A 19043-nucleotide genomic window follows, 5' to 3' on the forward strand; every position below is an offset into this window, starting at 1 on the left:
TGATGTCCTGGGTCCGTTTTACTGTCACGGCCACGGCTTTTGCGCTGGTCACCCTGATCTCGGTGCCATTGCAGTATTTTTTCCTCAAGGCCGGCTGGGGCTTGCGCAAGCGGTTCCCGATTTTCTATCACCGCATCGTCGCCAAACTGCTTGGCTTGCGCATCCACATGCATGGGGACATGGCAACGCAGCGCCCGCTGCTGCTGGCGGCCAACCACGCATCGTGGACCGATATCGTGGTGCTGGGGGCGCTCAAGGAATTGTCCTTTATCGCCAAGATCGAAGTGGCGAGCTGGCCGCTGTTCGGCATGCTCTCCAAACTGCAGCGCTCCGTCTTCGTGGAGAGGGAAAAGCGCGGTAAAACCCATGATCAGGCGAGCGAGATTGCAACGCGTCTGGCCGCCGGTGACGTCATGGTGCTGTTTGCCGAGGGAACCACCTCCGACGGCAATCGCGTTCTGCCCTTCAAGACCTCGCTTTTCGGTGCCGCCCAGGTGGCAATCCGCGAAACCAGCGTGGAAACAGTGACGGTGCAACCCGTCGCGATTGCCTATACGCGGGTGCATGGCGTGCCGATGGGCCGCTTCCATCGCCCGATCATTTCTTGGCCGGGCGACGTGCCGCTGGGACCGAGCCTGATCGGGCTTTTGAAGGACGGTGCGATCGATGTCGATGTCTGGTTCGGCGAACCGATGACCATCGACAGCAAGACCAACCGCAAGATGCTGGCACGGTTGATGGAGAAGCGGGTGAGGGAGATGATGTTGTCGTCGCTCCTTGGCCGGGATCTTGTCGCAGCGGCGGGAGAAACGCCGGAGTCAGCCATTCCGGCTGACTCTGCTATTCTCAAAGGCCTCAAAAAGCTTTAGAAGCCTCGCATGGACGATATCATCACCTCGCACAAACCGGACGAGACATCCGGAACCGTATCCATTTCGCCAGCACTTGCGAACACGCGCAAGGTCTATGTGAAGACCTATGGCTGTCAGATGAATGTCTATGACAGCCAGCGTATGACGGACAGTCTGGCGGCGGAAGGCTATAGCCCCACCGATACGGCGGAGGACGCCGACCTGGTGTTGATCAACACCTGTCATATTCGCGAGAAAGCCTCGGAAAAACTCTATTCGGCGCTCGGCCGCCTGCGCAAGATGAAGGACGCCCGCGCCAAAGAAGGCCGCGAGCTGACCGTCGGCGTTGCCGGTTGCGTGGCGCAGGCGGAAGGCGACGAGATCACCCGCCGCGCGCCGGTGGTGGATCTGGTGGTCGGTCCGCAGACCTATCATCGCCTGCCGCAGGCGCTTGCCCGTGTGCGGCAGGGCGAGCGGGTCGTCGAGACGGAATATGCGATCGAAGACAAGTTCGAGCATCTGCCGGCTCCCCGCAAGGAGCAGACAAGAAGCCGTGGTGTGACGGCTTTTTTGACTGTCCAGGAGGGGTGCGACAAGTTCTGCACATTCTGCGTGGTGCCCTATACCCGCGGTTCGGAAGTCTCGCGACCGGTCGCGCAGATCTTGAAGGAAGCCGAAAAGCTGGCTGATGCCGGCGTGCGCGAACTGACTCTGCTCGGCCAGAACGTCAATGCCTGGCATGGCGAAGGCGCCGACGGGCGCGAGTGGGGATTGGGCGAGCTGCTCTACCGTCTGGCTGAGATACCCGGCATTGCGCGCCTGCGCTACGTGACCAGCCATCCGCGCGATATGGATGACACGCTGATCCATGCCCACCGCGACCTGCCGATGCTCATGCCCTATCTGCACCTGCCGGTACAGGCGGGGTCGGACCGCATTCTCAAGGCCATGAACCGCAGGCATACGGCTGCGGAATATGTGCGGCTGATCAACCGGATTCGCGAGGCGCGCTCGGACATTGCCCTTTCTGGGGATTTCATCGTCGGCTTTCCCGGCGAGACCGACGCGGATTTCGAGGCGACACTGCAGATCGTGCGCGACGTCACCTATGCTGCGGCTTACTCGTTCAAATACTCGCCCCGCCCCGGCACGCCCGGTGCGGATATGGAAGATCATGTCCCCGAAGCCGTGAAGGACGAACGGTTGCAGCGCCTGCAGGCCCTGCTGTCCGAACAGCAATATGCATTCCAGCGCAGTCTGGTCGGTCAAACCATGGACGTGCTGATCGAAAAGGCCGGGCGGGAACCCGGACAGATGGTTGGACGATCTCCCTGGTTACAACCTGTAATTATCGATGTACATGGCGGCGAAATCGGCGACATAATCAGCGTACGAATCATCAGCACGGGAACCAACAGCCTGATTGGGGTTCGTGAGATGGAAACGACGAGCGACGGGACTATATAAGCACTGAACACCTTTTGGTAAGGAGAGCCGATTGACCGCCACCGAAAAGCTGAAACCCGCTCCGTCAGGGGCCTCGGATCTGGCGCATATCGTACTGACATTCGACAATAACCGGCTGGCAAGCGCCTTGTTCGGTCAGTTCGACGAGAACCTTGCCCGCATCGAACAGAAGTTGGGTGTCGATGTCCGCTCCAAGGGAAACCAGCTTGCGATTCGCGGTGAACCGGGCGCGACCGAACAGGCCCGAAGGGCCCTCGATCAGCTCTATGAACAGCTGCAGAAGGGCCATGATATCTCGGCATCCGATGTGGATGGCGCATTGCGCATGGCTATTGCCGCCGACGATCAACTGACGCTTCCCAGCATGGAAAACAAGAGCAAGATGGCTGCAGCCCAGATATCGACCCGCAAGAAGACGATTTTTGCCCGCACGCCCACACAGGATGCCTATATGCGGGCACTGGACCGCTCGGAAATGGTGTTCGGCGTCGGCCCTGCCGGTACCGGCAAGACCTATCTGGCCGTTGCCCACGCCGCCATGCTTCTGGAGCGTGGTCTGGTGGACCGGATCATTCTGTCGCGTCCGGCGGTGGAGGCCGGCGAACGTCTTGGCTTCCTGCCCGGCGACATGAAGGAAAAGGTCGATCCGTATCTGCGACCGCTCTATGATGCGCTGTATGACATGATGCCCGCCGACAAGGTCGAGCGGGCCATTGCTGCCGGTGTCATCGAAATTGCACCGCTGGCTTTCATGCGCGGACGCACACTGGCGCATTCTGCCATCATTCTTGATGAGGCGCAGAACACGACAGCCATGCAGATGAAGATGTTTCTCACCCGTCTTGGTGAAAACGGACGCATGATCATCACCGGTGATCCCAGTCAGGTCGATCTTCCTCCTGGCCAGAAATCCGGTCTGGTTGAAGCGCTGAGAATTCTCGATGGCGTCAGCGGGATTGTCACAGTCCGCTTCTCGGATGTGGACGTTGTCCGCCATCCGCTTGTTGCGGCAATCGTCCGTGCCTACGACAAGGAAGGCGCCAAGCCCTGAGATATTTCGATCACTTTATCCCGTTGGTCGTCTGATGCGATTTTCTGCACTTCCGGCGTTTATGGACTACAATGTCCACGGCGCTCCGGTTCTTGAAAACCGCGCTATCCGACTCAACGGGCTGAGTGCTCGAAAGATATCCAACGCTTGATGGTACAATTTTGATCGATACCGATATTCTCGTTGAAACCGACGGCTGGCCCGAGGAGGCCACCCTGCAGGCGCTTGCCGAAAAGGCCATTGCTGCTGCATGGCAGACATTGGATCGCGGCCCGCAACCGGTGAGTGAACTCAGCCTCGCCTTTACCGACGACGCGGCGATCCGCGAACTCAACAATGACTGGCGCGACAAGGACAAGCCAACCAATGTGCTGTCATTTCCCGCCTTTCCGATCAAGCCCGGCCAGAAACCCGGCCCCATGCTCGGCGACATCGTCATCGCTCGGGAAACGGTCGAGCGTGAAGCTGCCGATGAACAGAAACCTTTCGACCATCATTTGACGCATCTGATCGTGCACGGCTTTTTGCATCTGCTGGGCTATGATCATATTATCGAGAGCGAAGCGGAAGAGATGGAAGATCTGGAGCGTAAAATTCTCGCGCATCTTGCCATTCCCGACCCATATGCGCTATCGGTCACTGACGATCAATCCGATTGAGGACCATGTCTGACACGTCGCACCAGAACGATCCTGCCGCGCCCGCCAAGGGCATAACCGGGCAGGAGAGTGACGCCGAGGGGCAAAGTAGCACCAGAGCGCCCGCAACCGAAAAGCGCTCGCTTCTCACTGCAATTTTTCCATTTCTGCGCGCTCGCCCGGGCACATCCCTGCGAGAGGATATCGATGCGGCGCTGGCAGGCACGGATAATGGCGATACGGCGTTTTCGCCGGAAGAACGCGCCATGCTTCACAACATCCTGCGCCTGCGCGAATTGCGCGTGGAGGATGTGATGATCCCCCGCGCCGATATTGAGGCGGTTGATATCACCACGACTCTAGGCGATCTGCTGGAGGTTTTCGAGAAATCCGGCCATTCGCGCATGCCGGTTTTCGCGGAAACCCTGGATGATCCGCGTGGCATGGTGCATATCCGTGATGTGGTCAATTACATCACCAAGATTTCCAGGGTGAAGACCCAGCGCCGAACGTCGGCGAAGGCACCCAAGGCACCGGCTGCTGCCAAGTTTGATCTGGGCAATGTCGAACTGACCAAGACCATTGCAGAGCTCAGTCTCATGCGGCCGATCCTTTTCGTGCCGCCCTCGATGCTTGCCAATGACCTGATGGGCCGCATGCAGGCACAGCGCATTCAGATAGCGCTGGTTATCGATGAGTACGGCGGGACAGACGGCCTGGTATCGCTGGAAGATATCGTCGAAATGGTCGTCGGCAATATTGAAGACGAGCACGACGACGACGAAGTGATGATCATGGAGGAGCCGGAAGGCGTCTTCATCGCCGATGCCCGCGCCGATCTTGAAGAGGTCGCGGGAAAGATCGGGCCCGGCTTTGTCGTTGGCGAGCATGGCGAAGACGTCGACACGGTCGGCGGTCTGATCTTCTCGATTCTCGGGCGTATTCCCGTGCGCGGCGAGATGGTCCAGGCGGTTCCGGGCTATGAGTTCCATGTGCTCGAAGCTGACCCGCGCCGTATCCGCAAGGTCCGCATCGTGCCGCTGCGCCATGCCGAGCGCCGCCCGCGCGCTCCGCGTCCGGGCGCGGCGGATGAACCCGCTGAAATGGACGAATGATTGGCGCAAGTCTCACCCGCTTATACTGACGAAAAATCACCAAGGGTGGGGCATGGCATGATCCAGCGTCTGGCCGGAAAAATCATCCTGCTGTGGGGATGGAAGCGTGTTGCGCTGGCATTTCTCATGGGTGCACTGGCCAGTTTCGCGCTGCCGCCCTATGATTTTTTTGCCGTCTGCTTCATCTCCTTTCCGGTTCTTGTCTGGCTGATTGACGGCGCCGTCGACAATGCGGGCGCCGGGCCTCTCCGCAGGCTTTGGCCGGCAGCCATGATTGGCTGGTGGTTTGGTTTCGGCTATTTCGTCCTGGGCCTCTGGTGGTTGGGGAATGCACTGCTGGTGGACGCTGCCGGCTTTGCCTGGGCAATTCCGCTTGCCGTGCTTGGACTGCCGGCCGTTCTCGCCGTTTTCTACGCTTTTGCCGCAGCGCTGGCGCGGCTGTTCTGGAGCGAAGGGATGGGCCGTGTTCTGTCGCTGGCCTTTGCCTTCGGTATTACCGAGTGGCTGCGTTCGATTTTGCTCACCGGTTTCCCCTGGAATGCGATCGGTTATGCGGCGATGCCGGTTCCCGTTCTCATGCAGTCATCGGTTTTTGTCGGCCTTCTGGGCATGAATGCGCTGGCCGTTGCGGTGTTTTCCATGCCTGCTTTGCTTGCTGGCCGCCGGGATATCAGAACCGGCCTGGTTGTCGCGCTGATCCTGGTGTGCGCCCATGCGGGTTACGGGTTTTACAGGCTGCAGACAGCCAGCCTTGTGGCAAAGGGCCCCAATGTTCGTATCGTTCAGCCGTCGATCGCACAGGATCTGAAGTTTGACGTGGAAGCGCGCCGCGATATTCTTGATAAATATCTCGCCATGAGCGGCAAACCGCCGCGATCCGGCGCCCCCGCACCCGACGTGATTGTCTGGCCGGAAACAGCGGTCCCCTATATCCTGACGAGAACACCCGACGCGTTGCGGGCCATTGCCGGAATGCTGAAAGAGGGGCAAGTCCTGCTCGCCGGGGCCGTGCGGATGGAGGAGCCGGGTGGCAATCAGCCGCCGCTGTATTACAACACGATCTACAGCATCAACGATGCCGGTGAGATTACCGGTGCAGCCGACAAGGTACATCTGGTTCCTTTCGGGGAATATCTGCCGCTCGAAGGTATTCTGCGCAGCCTGGGTTTGAGCGAAATTGCTGGAATGCCTGGCGGGTTTACTGCAGGCGCCTCCAAGCAGTCGCTCAAGGTGAACGACAATCTCACGGCTTTGCCGCTCATCTGCTATGAAGCGATCTTTCCGGCTGAAATGGGGTATCAGGGGCCGGCGGCCGACGCGATCATCAATGTGACCAATGATGCATGGTATGGCGATACGCCAGGTCCGTATCAGCACTTCCGCCAGGCGCAATTGCGCGCGGTCGAGCAGGGTTTGCCGCTTGTCCGCGCCGCCAACAATGGACTATCAGCGGTTGTCGATCCCTACGGTCGAATCATCGATGCCCTGGCGCTGAATGCAGTGGGTGTGGTCGATGTGGCGCTTCCCGGTAGGGTTCAACTACCATTAAGTGAAGGCTTACGCAGATTTCAATTTCTGATTGTACTCGGTCTGCTTTTTGCTGCCGTACTGGCGTATTTTTATCGGGATAGAAGGCGTCTCGGTTGACTTTTTTACCTTTGCCCTGTCGAATACCGTTATATTTGGTCTGTTGATACATTGATGATAAAATTAGTTTTCAGCCCCATTTCATACGAATGAGATTTTCATGCCCGATAATAAAAAGCGACCGAACCCAGTTGACGTCCACGTGGGCGCCCGAATCCGTCTGCGCCGGAACATGGTTGGCCTCAGCCAGGAAAGACTAGGCGATAGCCTGGGAATTACATTTCAGCAAATTCAAAAATACGAGAAGGGTGTCAACCGGGTAGGTGCCAGCCGTCTGCAAGCGATTGGCAACGTTCTCAACGTACCCGTCACGTTTTTCTTTGATGATATGCCCGACCAGCCGGAGAAGGTGCAGGGTTTCGAGGAGGAAAGTGACAACACATACGTGGTGGGCTTTCTCAACAGCTCCGAGGGGATTCAGCTTGCGCGTGCCTTCGCCAAGATCGGCGACCCGAAGATTCGCCGGAAAATCCTCGATCTGGTGCGGACATTGAGCCACGAAGAAGATCCCGAAGGATAGATTCCCGTTAGCCTGTCGGTCTTTCCGTTCAAACAGTAGAAAAATTCTTCCAATGCTGTTTGTTTGAAAACGAAAGCGATTGACTGAATCCTTGGACCTTGGCAAACACTACGCAGGCTCGTTCCCTGTGGAATGGGCGTACGTTTGTTTCAAGAGGGGTTTCCCGTGACACGCAGTTCCTATCTTTTTACCAGTGAGTCTGTATCGGAAGGTCATCCAGATAAGGTTTGCGACCGTATTTCCGATGAAATCGTCGACATGATTTATAAGGAAGCAAAGAAAACGGGTGTTGATCCGTGGACTGTGCGTATTGCCTGTGAAACCTTGGCAACGACCAACCGGGTTGTTATTGCCGGTGAAGTGCGTGTCCCCGACACGCTGCTGAAGAAGGACAAGAACGGCGCCGTTGTTCATGACGCCAAGGGTCATCCGGTCATCAATCCCTCCCGCTTCCGCGCTGCCGCCCGCCGTGCGATCCGCGATATCGGCTATGAGCAGGATGGCTTCAGCTGGAAGACCGCAAAGATTGACGTGCTGCTGCATCCGCAGTCGGCCGACATTGCGCAGGGCGTCGACAATGCTTCTGACCGTCAGGGTGAAGAGGGTGCAGGCGACCAGGGTATCATGTTCGGCTATGCCTGCCGGGAAACACCGGACCTGATGCCGGCTCCGATCTATTATTCGCACAAGATTCTCGAGCTTCTCGCCGCTGCCCGCCACAAGGGCGAGGGCGAGGCCGGCCGGCTTGGCCCCGATGCCAAGAGCCAGGTGACGGTTCGCTATGTCGATGGCGTAGCGGCGGAAGCGACGCAGATCGTTCTTTCGACGCAGCATCTGGATGCCAGCTGGGATTCCAAAAAGGTTCGCAAGGTCGTTGAACCCTACATCCGTGAAGCGCTGGGCGATCTCAAGATTGCCGACAATTGCGTCTGGTACATCAACCCGACCGGCAAGTTTGTCATCGGCGGACCGGACGGTGACGCAGGGCTGACAGGCCGCAAGATCATCGTGGACACCTATGGCGGCGCGGCGCCCCATGGCGGCGGTGCGTTCTCCGGCAAGGACACCACCAAGGTCGACCGCTCTGCTGCCTATGCAGCGCGCTATCTCGCCAAGAATGTTGTCGCCGCAGGCTTTGCCGATCGCTGCACAATCCAGTTGTCCTACGCCATCGGCGTTGCCCAGCCTCTGTCGGTCTATGTTGACCTGCACGGGACAGGCAAGGTGAATGAAGATGCCGTGGAAGCTGCGCTGCGCAAGGTCATGGACCTGTCACCCACGGGCATCCGCAAGCATCTTGACCTGAACAAGCCGATCTACGCCAAGACATCCGCCTATGGCCATTTCGGCCGCAAGCCCGGTCGTGACGGTTCGTTCTCCTGGGAAAAGACCGATCTGGCCAAGCAGTTGAAGAGTGCACTGGCTGCGTAAGCAGCCAGTTTGATTGAAGATGATGACAGATACAGAAGAGCCCAGGCGCGAGCGCTCAACGGAAGCGTTTTTCGGCAGACGCAATGGCAAGACACTGCGGCCCCTGCAACGCTCCATCCGCGACGAGTTGTTGCCGCTGCTGAAACTGGATCTGTCGGAACCTGCACCCGGCGACCTTCGCAGTCTTTTTACTGCGGAGGTCGACAAGGTCCGGCTCGAAATCGGCTTTGGCGGTGGCGAGCACCTGCTGCATGAAGCTGCCCGTTTTCCCAAGTCCGGCTTTATCGGTGTCGAGCCTTTCGTCAACAGCATGGCAAAGCTGGTTGTCGATCTGCACGAAAATCCCCTGCAGAACATTCGCCTGTACGACGACGATGCAACGCAGGTCCTGGACTGGCTGCCGGATGCATCGCTTGACGGTATCGATCTGTTTTATCCGGATCCTTGGCCGAAAAAGAAACATTGGAAGCGCCGCTTCGTCAGCCAGAAGAACCTTGACCGTTTTGCCCGGGTATTGAAGCCGGGCAGCCCGTTCCGTTTTGCATCGGATATCGATACTTACGTCAACTGGACATTGCAGCATTGCCGCGCTCATGGCGCGTTCGCGTGGCAGGCCGAAACATCCGCCGACTGGCACACACCCTATGAGGCTTGGCCCGGCACCCGCTATGAGCAGAAAGCGCATCGCGAAGGGCGTGTCGGTGCTTACCTGACTTTTTCACGCCGCTGATTTGCCGATCCGGCCGATATTGGCCGGTCTTCTCCAATACGTGACAGCTTCCAGACAGTTTTCTCCTGTCAATCTGAGCATGAGGAGACCGCTGGGAGGCTGTCCTATAGTTTATTGGTGTACGTTGAATTGCGCGCTTGGCGTCAGTTCAAGACTTTGACTGTTGCCGCCTCCCGGCTTCTTCAAAGAACCAGCAAAAACAGACGGCGGAATGCTGTCACGGGAGGATTTCTACAATGCGTAAAATGTTGCTTGCTTTCGCTGCTGCCGGCGCGATGATTGTGTCGGGTTCGGCCTTTGCTGCCGATTACAAGATCATGGCACCGGCTGCCCCCGGCGGCGGCTGGGACCAGACCGCCCGCACCATCCAGTCCGTGCTGCAGGATGAGAAGATTTCCGGAAGCGTTCAGGTGGTCAATGTTCCCGGCGCTGGCGGCACCATTGGTCTTGCCCAGTTTGCCAATTCGGCAAAAGGTGATCCTGCGCAGCTGATCGTCGGCGGCTACGTCATGGTCGGCGCCATCCTGACCAATGCGTCGCCGGTAAATCTCAGCCAGGTTACCCCCATCGCCCGGCTGACCGGTGAATTCGAAGCGCTGGTTGTCCCCGCAGCATCGCCCATCAAGAGCATGGCCGATCTCGTGGAAAAGCTGAAGTCCGATCCAGGTTCGGTGTCGTGGGGCGGCGGCTCGGCTGGCGGTACGGACCACATCACGGCGGGCCTGATCGCCAAGGCGGCGGGTGTTGACCCGACCAAGGTCAATTATATCGCTTTCTCCGGCGGTGGCGAAGCGCTGGCTGCCATTCTCGGCAATCAGGTGACGGTGGGCATTTCCGGTTATGGCGAATTCGAATCGCAGATCAAGGCTGGTACACTGCGCATTATCGGCATTTCCAGCGATGCGAAGGTAGCAGGCGTTGATGCACCGACGTTCAAGGAGGGCGGCATCGATGTGGCCATCCAGAACTGGCGCATGGTTGCTGCGGCCCCCGGCATTTCCAAAGAACAGGAAGCTGTAATCAGCGCCGACGTCGAGAAGATGGTGAAGTCGAAGGCGTGGCAGGATCAGCTTGCCACCAAGGGTTGGGCAGACACCTATCTTGCAGGTGATGCGTTCAAGACGCAGCTGGCGAAGGATACCGAAGCAACATCGGCAATCCTGAAAGATATCGGCCTTGTAAAATGACAAACAACGTGTCTGCATCCGCAACGCGCCGCCCTGACCGGGCGGCGCTGGTTATAGCCGTCGTTCTCGCTCTGGTTGCAGCTGTCATTGTCTACAGCACCGCAACCGCCCACGGCGGAAGCACCACGCGCATCGGCCCCGGCGCATTTCCCTACACCATATCAGGCTGTCTTTTCGTGCTGTCCGTCTGGACCGGCATTGAGGCGTGGCGTGGAGATTTTCCCGAGCGCGAGGCGCAGGAGTTTGGCCCTGTCATCTGGATTGTCGGCGGGCTTGCCGCGCAGATGCTGCTCCTGAACACGGTCGGCTTTTCCATTGCAACCGGCATATTGTTTGCAGCGACAGCCCGCGGTTTTGGCAAAAGGCCGCTGTGGATGACCATTCCGATCGGGATCGCCCTTTCTTTCGTCGTCTGGATCATTTTCGCCAAGGGGCTGCAATTGTCGCTTCCTGCAGGGCCGCTTGAGCACCTCATTTAAAAGGCATCACAGCCATGGATACATTTACACTCCTCGCCCACGGCTTCCTGGTCGCGCTGGAGCCGATGAACCTGTTTTACGCGCTCGTCGGTGTCACGCTCGGTACCGCTGTCGGCGTTCTGCCCGGCATCGGGCCGGCGCTGACGGTGGCGCTGCTCTTGCCGGTCACCTACAAGCTTGACCCGGCGGGTTCACTCATCATGTTTGCCGGCATTTACTATGGCGGCATGTATGGGGGCTCGACCACCTCGATCCTTTTGAACACGCCGGGGGAAAGCGCTTCCATCGTTACGGCGCTGGAGGGCAACAAGATGGCCCGCGCCGGACGCGGAGGGCCGGCGCTGGCAACGGCCGCCATCGGTTCCTTCGTTGCCGGACTGATCGCAACGCTTGGGCTTGCGCTGATTGCGCCGACAATCGTCAAATTTGCCCTGTCGTTCGGTCCGGCCGAATATTTTGCCCTGATGATCCTGGCGTTCATGACCGTATCCGCCGCCTTCGGCGATTCCACCCTGCGCGGCCTCACGGCGCTCTTTCTCGGCCTTGCCCTCGGATTGGTTGGTATCGACCTCCAGACGGGGCAGGCGCGGCTGGCTTTCGGTATTCCCGACCTTCTGGATGGTGTGGAAGTCACCACCCTTGCTGTTGCCCTGTTTGCAATCGGCGAGACCCTCAGTGTCGCGGCTGCCCGCTACGGTGGGGATGAAAAGATCGAGCCGGTCAAGGGATCGGTGTGGATGAACAGGGAAGACTGGTCGCGGTCGTGGAAGCCGTGGCTGCGCGGCACGGTCATCGGTTTCCCCATCGGCGCAATGCCGGCGGGCGGTGCCGAGATCGGTACATTCCTGTCCTATTCAGTGGAGAAGCAACTGGCGAAGAAGCCGGAGGAATTCGGCCATGGCGCCATTGAAGGTGTGGCAGGCCCGGAAGCCGCCAACAATGCATCGGCTGCCGGAACACTGGTCCCGCTATTGACGCTTGGGCTGCCGACGACGGCAACCGCAGCCATCATGCTGGCCGGTTTCCAGCAGTTCGGTCTACAGCCCGGACCGTTGCTGTTCGCCACCAATCCGCAGATTGTCTGGGGATTGATCGCCAGCCTTCTCGTGGCCAATTTCATGCTGCTGGTGCTGAATCTGCCGATGATCGGGCTCTGGGTGCGCTTGCTGTCCATCCCGAGGCACTGGCTTTATGCCGGCATTCTCGTGTTTGCCACGCTTGGCACCATCGGCGCCAACCCGTCGACATTCGAGCTTGGCATGCTGCTGGCATTCGGTGTCATGGGGTATATTCTGCGCCGGTTCGGTTATCCGATTGCGCCGGTTGTGGTCGGCCTGATCCTCGGGCCAATGGCGGAGCAGCAATTGCGCCGTGCGCTGGCGATCAGCCAGGGCGACGTTACCGTGCTGGTCGGGTCGCCCATTGCGATCATTCTGCTTGTTTTGGCGGTCTGTGCCGTGGTCGTGCCACTGATCTTGCGGGCACGGGGCAAAGGCAGGGTATTGTCGCAGCTTGCTGCGAACGAGGACTGATCAGCGATCAGCCCGGTCCACCGGGATATTAATTCCGGTGGATTGTGCTGAACTGAACGGGGTCAATGCCAAGATTGCGCAAATCCGACGGGATCGGCTGATGACCGAGGCGTGTTGCAGAAGCAACAGCAACGGCACTGCCGAATACGTTGAGAAAGCGGCTGATCTTGTAAGGCATATGTCTCTTGGTCATGGCTCATTCCTTTCGCAGTTATATTGCGATGCAGCATAGATAGGGGAGTTGGCTCGAAAGGGTTAGGCCCCGCAGCGCACGGCAGCCATGCGAAAATGCATTGCGGTGGCATGAATTCGGCATTTTCGGCCCTTACAAAAGCCTGAATCCATTTGTTTGGATGATTTTTGACCATTCCGGCATATCGCCGTTTGAACGGCCGGCCCTTGCAGCGCGGGAAGCGGTATGTGCGGCTGCATGCGGCGTTGAAATCGCCGAACTGTGGCGGACGCGCAGAAATTCGTCACAGAGCTTGAAACTCTCCCCTCATTTCGATATATAGAAGTCATATTCTTGGTCGATAGAACAGGGGTGGGTCCACACAGGTCCCGCTCTTTTTTGTTTCTTGGGGCCGAAACAGGGAAAATTCTGCGTGACAGACGGCACCAAAACAGAACACCAAGCGGTTGAAACAACCGCGCATGAAGAGCGCATTATCACCGAGACGGGCGTCGATGCCCGTATTGCTGGTATTATCGAGCCAGTGCTGGAATCCATTGGTTTCCGCCTTGTGCGTGTTCGGCTTTCCGGACTGAACGGCCTGACCTTGCAGATCATGACCGAACGCTTCGATGGCACCATGACCGTCGAGGATTGCGAACTGGTCAGCCGGACGATGTCGCCGGTTCTCGATGTGGAAGACCCTATCGACCGTCATTACCACTTGGAAGTATCGTCGCCGGGTATTGATCGCCCGCTGGTGCGCAAGTCGGATTTCAACACGTGGTCCGGTCATGTCGTCAAGGTTGATACATCTGCGGTACTGAGCGGGCGCAAGAAATTCCGTGGCCGCATCGCTGCCGTTACCGATGACAGTGTCACGATAGAAAGCGATCAGGCGAGTTATGGTGATGAGCCGGTGATCGAGGTGCCGTTCGAGTTGATCTCGGATGCGCGGCTCATTTTGACGGACGATCTCATTCGCGATGCCTTGCGCCGCGACAAGGATTTGCGCGAAGGCCGGATTCCCGAGGAGGGCGCTGTAGCGCCTGACGAAGCCGAATCCGCTGAGCAGGAACAGACAAAACAGGATTGATCTTCATACGCCGCGGGAGAAGCGGTGCGATGAACCCCCAAGGGGAACTTCAAGGAGAAAGACATGGCAGTCAGTGCAAACAGGCTAGAACTTCTGCAGATCGCCGATGCGGTGGCCCGCGAGAAGTCGATTGACCGCGAGATCGTTATTGCGGCAATGGCCGATGCCATTCAGAAAGCCGCGCGTTCGCGTTACGGTCAGGAAACCAATATCCGCGCCGATATCAATGCCAAGACCGGCGAGATCAAGCTGCAGCGCCTGCTGGAAGTTGTCGAAGACGTTGAAGATCCGGTGACGCAGATCAGCATGGATGCCGCGCGCGACCGCAATCCCGATGCGCAGCCCGGCGATTTCCTTGCCGATCAGCTGCCGCCGATGGATTTCGGCCGCATTGCCGCCCAGTCCGCCAAGCAGGTTATCGTGCAGAAGGTGCGTGAAGCCGAGCGTGACCGCCAGTATGACGAATACAAGGACCGTGTCGGCGAAATCATCAACGGCAGCGTCAAGCGCGTCGAATACGGCAATGTCATCGTCGATCTCGGTCGTGGTGAAGCGATCGTCCGCCGCGACGAACTGATCCCGCGCGAGACATTCCGCTACGGTGACCGGGTTCGCGCCTATGTCTATGACGTGCGCCGCGAACAGCGCGGCCCGCAGATTTTCCTGAGCCGCACTCATCCGCAGTTCATGGCGAAGCTGTTCACCATGGAAGTGCCTGAGATTTATGACGGCATCATCGAAATCAAGTCGGTTGCCCGTGATCCCGGCTCGCGCGCCAAGATTGCCGTGATTTCGCGCGATTCCTCGATCGATCCTGTCGGTGCCTGCGTTGGTATGCGCGGCTCGCGCGTTCAGGCGGTTGTCGGTGAACTCCAGGGCGAAAAGATCGACATTATTCCGTGGTCGCCTGAACCGGCGTCCTTCATCGTCAACGCGCTGCAGCCGGCGGAAGTCGCCAAGGTTGTGCTTGATGAGGATGCGGAACGTATTGAAGTTGTGGTTCCGGATGACCAGCTATCCCTGGCAATCGGTCGTCGCGGCCAGAATGTGCGCCTTGCATCGCAGCTGACCGGCTGGGATATCGATATCCTCACCGAGCAGGAAGAGTCGGAGCGCCGCCAGAAGGAATTCGTCGAACGCTCCAACCTGTTCATGGAAGCGCTTGATGTCGACGAGATGGTCGGTCAGGTTCTCGCATCGGAAGGTTTTGCCAGCGTCGAGGAAATCGCCTATGTGGATGGCGATGAAATTTCCTCCATCGATGGTTTCGATGAGGAGACGGCAAGCGAAATCCAGCAGCGCGCCCAGGAATATCTCGGCCGCATCGAAGCTGAACGTGATGCCCGCCGCAAGGAGCTGGGTGTTTCGGATGAACTGCGCGATCTGCCTGGCATGACGAATGCCATTCTGGTTGCTGTCGGCGAAGACGGCGTCAAGACGGTCGAAGATTTCGCCGGTTATGCGGTGGATGAACTGACCGGCTGGCGTGAGCGCAAGGATGGTGAGACAATCAACCATCCCGGCATTCTCTCGGCTTTCGAAGTCAGCCGTACCGATGCGGAGCAGATGGTTCTGACAGCGCGCCTCAAGGCCGGCTGGATCACCGAAGACGATCTGGTTGCTGTTGAGACGGATGAAGTGCCGGACGAAGAGGTCGCTGGCTGAGAGCGAGAGGCCTTTGTACGTGGAACCGGAAATGAATGACAGGACATGCATTGTCACGCGCGAAGGCGGTTCTGTCGATGACATGATCCGGTTCGTTGCAAGCCCGGACGGGGCGGTTGTCGCTGATTTGAAGCGCAATCTTCCCGGGCGGGGGTGTTGGGTGAAGGCCCAGCGGCGTTATATTGATGAAGCGGTCAAGCGAAAGCTCTTCCCGCGCGCATTGAAAACCAATGTGACTGTCCCGGACGATTTCGGGTTGGTTGTTGAGCAGATGCTGGTAAAATTCGCGCTTGGCAGTTTTGGGTTGGCGCGCAAGGCCGGTGTTGTGGTAACAGGGGCCGCAAAAGTGGACTCAGCTATCCGCAACGGCACCGCAGCGATGGTTCTTCATGCCCGTGAAGCAGCGGAAGATGGCATCCGCAAGCTTGACCAGGCCCGCCGTTCGGTAGTTTATGCCGGCGGACCGGAAATTCCCGCCCTTTCATTGTTTGAAAGCAGTGAAATGGATTTGGCACTAGGCGGGGTAAATGTGATACATGCTGCCGTACTCAAGGGGAAGGCAGCTGCCGGGTTCGTCGAGCGAGCTTGGCTGCTACAGCATTTTCGCGATGGCCGTACGGATCTGGCCGACGCTAAAGCGGCATCTGCCGCGAAGGAAACGGAAACGGAATGAGCGATACAAAATCGACAGACGACAAGACGCTTGGCGTCAATAAAAAGACCCTGACCCTGAAGCGGCCTGGCGTTGAACAGAGCACTGTGCGTCAGAATTTCAGTCATGGCCGCACGAAGTCTGTTGTCGTTGAAACCAAGAAGCGCAAGTTTAGCCTTCCGGATCAGAAGCCGGAGGTAACGCCTCCTGCTGCGCCGGCACCGGCAGCACCGGCGCCCGCATCTGCGGCACCTGCTCCTTCTGCACCGGTTGTGCGCCCGGCGGATCCCCAGCCGGCCCCTGCACCCGTACAGGCAACGACATCAAGTGCTGCTCCTGCGCCAGCGCCGCGTCCGGCGGCTCCTGCGCCAAGCACGTCTGCCGCTTCTGCATCCGCGAGCGCGCGTCCCGCTGCTCCGGCGCATTCGCAGCGGCCTGCCCAGCAGCCCTACCGTTCATCGCGTCCGAACGACCGTTCGGGCATGGTGCTGAACACATTGTCGTCCGCCGAGCTTGAAGCCCGCCGCAAGGCACTTGAGGGTTCAAAAGTTCGTGATGCGGAAGATCGTGCGCGTGCGGCTGTTGAAGCTGCCCGCCGTGCGGAGGAAGATGCTTTGCGTGCCAAGGAGCGCGAAGAATCCGCCCGCCGCCAGGCCGAAGAAGAAGAGCGCCTGCGCAAGGAAGCCGAAGCCAAGCAGCGTTCGGAAGAGGAAGCCCGCAAGCGCCAGCCTGAAACCGCGAAAGCGGCTGAAGATACAGCTGCGCCGAAGGGTGCCGTCCGCAAGCCCGTCGCTGACGAAGAAGAAGAACGTCGTGGGCCTGCTGGCGCCCGCCGCGGCAGCAGTGCCGCTCCGGCAAAGCCGGAAGTGCGCACACCCAAGGTCGTCAAAGGCGAAGACGAGCGTCGCCGTGGCAAGCTCACTCTGGGCACAGCGCTGAACGATGAAGGCCGCAGCCGTTCGCTGTCCGCGATGCGCCGCCGCCAGGAAAAGTTCAAGCGTGGCATGCAGCAGGACACCCGCGAGAAAATCGCGCGCGAAGTCATTCTGCCGGAGACCATCACCATTCAGGAACTTGCACAGCGTATGGCCGAACGTTCGGTTGACGTCATCAAGTTCCTGATGAAGGAAGGCCAGATGATGAAGCCGGGCGATCTGATCGACGCCGATACGGCTCAGCTGATTGCCGAGGAATTCGGCCATACGGTTCGCCGCGTTGCGGAATCCGACGTTGAAGAAGGTATCTTCAACGTGCAGGACGACGAAGGTGCGTTCGAATCCCGTCCGCCCGTTGTCACGATCATGGGTCACGTCGACCACGGCAAGACATCGCTGCTCGATGCCATCCGCAAGGCCAACGTGGTGTCCGGTGAAGCCGGTGGCATCACCCAGCACATCGGTGCCTATCAGGTCGAGCAGAACGGTCACAAGATCACGTTCATCGATACGCCCGGTCACGCCGCCTTTACGGCGATGCGCGCACGCGGTGCACAGGCCACGGATATCGCTATCCTTGTGGTTGCCGCCGACGACAGCGTGATGCCGCAGACGATTGAATCGATCAATCATGCCAAGGCAGCGGGTGTTCCGATCATCGTGGCGATCAATAAGATCGACAAGCCGTCCGCCGATCCGCAGAAGGTCCGCAATGGCCTGTTGCAGCACGAAGTCTTCGTGGAATCGATGGGCGGTGAAACGCTCGACGTGGAAGTGTCGGCGAAAACCGGTGCCGGTCTCGACAAGCTGCTCGAAACGATCCTGCTCCAGGCTGAAATTCTCGACCTGAAAGCCGATCCTTCACGGACGGCCGAAGGTGTGGTTATCGAAGCGAAGCTCGACCGCGGTCGTGGTTCGGTTGCGACCGTTCTCGTCCAGAAGGGCACATTGCGTCCGGGCGATATCATCGTTGCCGGCAGCGAATGGGGTCGTGTCCGCGCGCTCGTCAATGATCGCGGTGAAACGGTCAAGGAAGTCGGTCCGGCAACGCCGGTCGAGGTTCTGGGTCTTCAGGGCCCGCCACAGGCTGGCGATCGCTTTGCCGTGGTGGAAAACGAAGCCAAGGCCCGCGAGATTTCTGAATACCGCACGCGTCTTGCCCGTGAAAAGGCAGTGGCCCGTCAGGCTGGCTCGCGCGGCTCGCTCGAACAGATGATGAGCCAGTTGCAGGTCACCGGCCTGAAGGAATTCCCGCTGCTCATCAAGGGCGACGTGCAGGGTTCCATCGAAGCCATTGCCGGTGCGCTGGACAAGCTCGGAACCGACGAAGTTCGCGCACGCATCATCCATTCGGGTGCCGGCGGCATCACCGAGAGCGATATTGCTCTTGCCGAAGCCTCCAATGCTGCCATCATCGGCTTCAACGTGCGTGCCAACAAGCAGGCGCGTGACCTGGCCGAGCGTGAAGGTATCGAGATCCGCTACTACAACATCATCTACGATCTGGTGGATGACGTGAAGGCAGCCATGTCCGGCCTGCTGTCGCCGGAACGCCGCGAAACCTTCCTCGGCAATGCGGAGATCCTCGAGGTCTTCAACATTACCAAGGTCGGCAAGGTTGCCGGTTGCCGTGTCACGGAAGGCAAGGTCGAACGTGGTGCGGGCGTACGCCTTATCCGCGACAACGTTGTCATTCACGAAGGCAAGCTCAAGACGCTCAAGCGCTTCAAGGACGAAGTGTCCGAGGTGCCTGCGGGTCAGGAATGCGGTATGGCGTTCGAGAACTATGACGATATTCGCGCAGGCGATACGATCGAAGCGTTCCGCGTCGAACACATTACCCGCACACTTTGACGCTAAGCCCTTGCAAGGGCA

General features: G+C 58.9%; 17 protein-coding genes. 16 read left to right on the forward strand and 1 reads right to left on the reverse strand.

Annotated features, from left to right (window positions below; all coding sequences use genetic code 11):
- Window positions 1-2 precede the first annotated feature (2 nt).
- The 12 genes from ACP7B1_RS04910 (at window position 3) to ACP7B1_RS04965 (ending at window position 12648) form a co-directional block, all read left to right on the forward strand.
- The gene (locus ACP7B1_RS04910) at window positions 3-869 is read left to right on the forward strand and encodes a lysophospholipid acyltransferase family protein (RefSeq protein ID WP_426136786.1); all 867 of its coding nucleotides are present in this window, start codon (window positions 3-5) and stop codon (window positions 867-869) included.
- Window positions 870-878: 9 nt separating this feature from the next.
- Window positions 879-2318: a tRNA (N6-isopentenyl adenosine(37)-C2)-methylthiotransferase MiaB gene (gene miaB / locus ACP7B1_RS04915; RefSeq protein ID WP_346305925.1), complete on the forward strand. Its 1440-nt coding sequence runs from the start codon at window positions 879-881 to the stop codon at window positions 2316-2318.
- 31 nt (window positions 2319-2349) lie between these two features.
- On the forward strand, window positions 2350-3369 hold the full coding sequence (locus ACP7B1_RS04920) for a PhoH family protein (RefSeq protein ID WP_223612080.1): 1020 nt from the start codon (window positions 2350-2352) through the stop codon (window positions 3367-3369).
- A gap of 161 nt (window positions 3370-3530) precedes the next feature.
- The gene (gene ybeY / locus ACP7B1_RS04925; RefSeq protein WP_346305926.1) at window positions 3531-4028 is read left to right on the forward strand and encodes an rRNA maturation RNase YbeY; all 498 of its coding nucleotides are present in this window, start codon (window positions 3531-3533) and stop codon (window positions 4026-4028) included.
- Window positions 4029-4033: 5 nt separating this feature from the next.
- Complete coding sequence (locus ACP7B1_RS04930; protein ID WP_346305927.1) at window positions 4034-5122, forward strand: hemolysin family protein; 1089 nt, start codon at window positions 4034-4036, stop codon at window positions 5120-5122.
- 57 nt (window positions 5123-5179) lie between these two features.
- Entirely contained in the window at window positions 5180-6769 is a 1590-nt protein-coding gene (lnt, locus tag ACP7B1_RS04935; protein ID WP_426136636.1) for an apolipoprotein N-acyltransferase, read from the forward strand.
- Window positions 6770-6869: 100 nt separating this feature from the next.
- Window positions 6870-7289, forward strand: coding sequence for a helix-turn-helix domain-containing protein (locus tag ACP7B1_RS04940; protein WP_223612073.1), 420 nt, complete (start codon window positions 6870-6872; stop codon window positions 7287-7289).
- Between the two features lie 165 nt (window positions 7290-7454).
- Entirely contained in the window at window positions 7455-8720 is a 1266-nt protein-coding gene (gene metK / locus ACP7B1_RS04945; RefSeq protein ID WP_199537979.1) for a methionine adenosyltransferase, read from the forward strand.
- Window positions 8721-8742: 22 nt separating this feature from the next.
- Complete coding sequence (gene trmB / locus ACP7B1_RS04950) at window positions 8743-9450, forward strand: tRNA (guanine(46)-N(7))-methyltransferase TrmB (RefSeq protein WP_288191783.1); 708 nt, start codon at window positions 8743-8745, stop codon at window positions 9448-9450.
- 236 nt (window positions 9451-9686) lie between these two features.
- Window positions 9687-10637 carry a Bug family tripartite tricarboxylate transporter substrate binding protein gene (locus ACP7B1_RS04955; RefSeq protein ID WP_346305929.1) on the forward strand — a complete coding sequence of 317 codons (951 nt, stop codon included), beginning with the start codon at window positions 9687-9689 and terminating at the stop codon, window positions 10635-10637.
- On the forward strand, window positions 10634-11116 hold the full coding sequence (locus tag ACP7B1_RS04960) for a tripartite tricarboxylate transporter TctB family protein (protein ID WP_288191781.1): 483 nt from the start codon (window positions 10634-10636) through the stop codon (window positions 11114-11116). The genes ACP7B1_RS04955 and ACP7B1_RS04960 overlap by 4 nt, the downstream gene beginning before the upstream one ends.
- A 14-nt stretch (window positions 11117-11130) precedes the next feature.
- The gene (locus ACP7B1_RS04965) at window positions 11131-12648 is read left to right on the forward strand and encodes a tripartite tricarboxylate transporter permease (protein ID WP_346305930.1); all 1518 of its coding nucleotides are present in this window, start codon (window positions 11131-11133) and stop codon (window positions 12646-12648) included.
- Between the two features lie 28 nt (window positions 12649-12676).
- Here the strand turns inward: ACP7B1_RS04965 and ACP7B1_RS04970 are convergent, their stop codons facing one another.
- Window positions 12677-12841, reverse strand: coding sequence for a hypothetical protein (locus ACP7B1_RS04970; protein ID WP_165403430.1), 165 nt, complete (start codon window positions 12839-12841; stop codon window positions 12677-12679).
- Window positions 12842-13253: 412 nt separating this feature from the next.
- On the opposite strand from ACP7B1_RS04970, the gene rimP reads away from it, so the two are divergent.
- The 4 genes from rimP (at window position 13254) to infB (ending at window position 19022) form a co-directional block, all read left to right on the forward strand.
- A complete protein-coding gene (gene rimP, locus ACP7B1_RS04975) occupies window positions 13254-13916 on the forward strand; it encodes a ribosome maturation factor RimP (protein WP_346305931.1) in 663 nt (220 codons plus the stop codon).
- 63 nt (window positions 13917-13979) lie between these two features.
- Window positions 13980-15581, forward strand: a complete 1602-nt coding sequence (nusA, locus tag ACP7B1_RS04980; protein ID WP_346305932.1) for a transcription termination factor NusA — start codon at window positions 13980-13982, stop codon at window positions 15579-15581.
- A 31-nt stretch (window positions 15582-15612) separates the two neighbouring features.
- Window positions 15613-16254, forward strand: coding sequence for an RNA-binding protein (locus tag ACP7B1_RS04985; protein WP_374042649.1), 642 nt, complete (start codon window positions 15613-15615; stop codon window positions 16252-16254).
- Window positions 16251-19022 carry a translation initiation factor IF-2 gene (infB, locus tag ACP7B1_RS04990; protein WP_426136641.1) on the forward strand — a complete coding sequence of 924 codons (2772 nt, stop codon included), beginning with the start codon at window positions 16251-16253 and terminating at the stop codon, window positions 19020-19022. Before ACP7B1_RS04985 ends, infB begins: the two co-directional genes overlap by 4 nt.
- Window positions 19023-19043: the final 21 nt, after the last annotated feature.

The organism is Phyllobacterium sp. SL163 (assembly GCF_049896885.1).
GTDB lineage: Bacteria > Pseudomonadota > Alphaproteobacteria > Rhizobiales > Rhizobiaceae > Phyllobacterium > Phyllobacterium calauticae.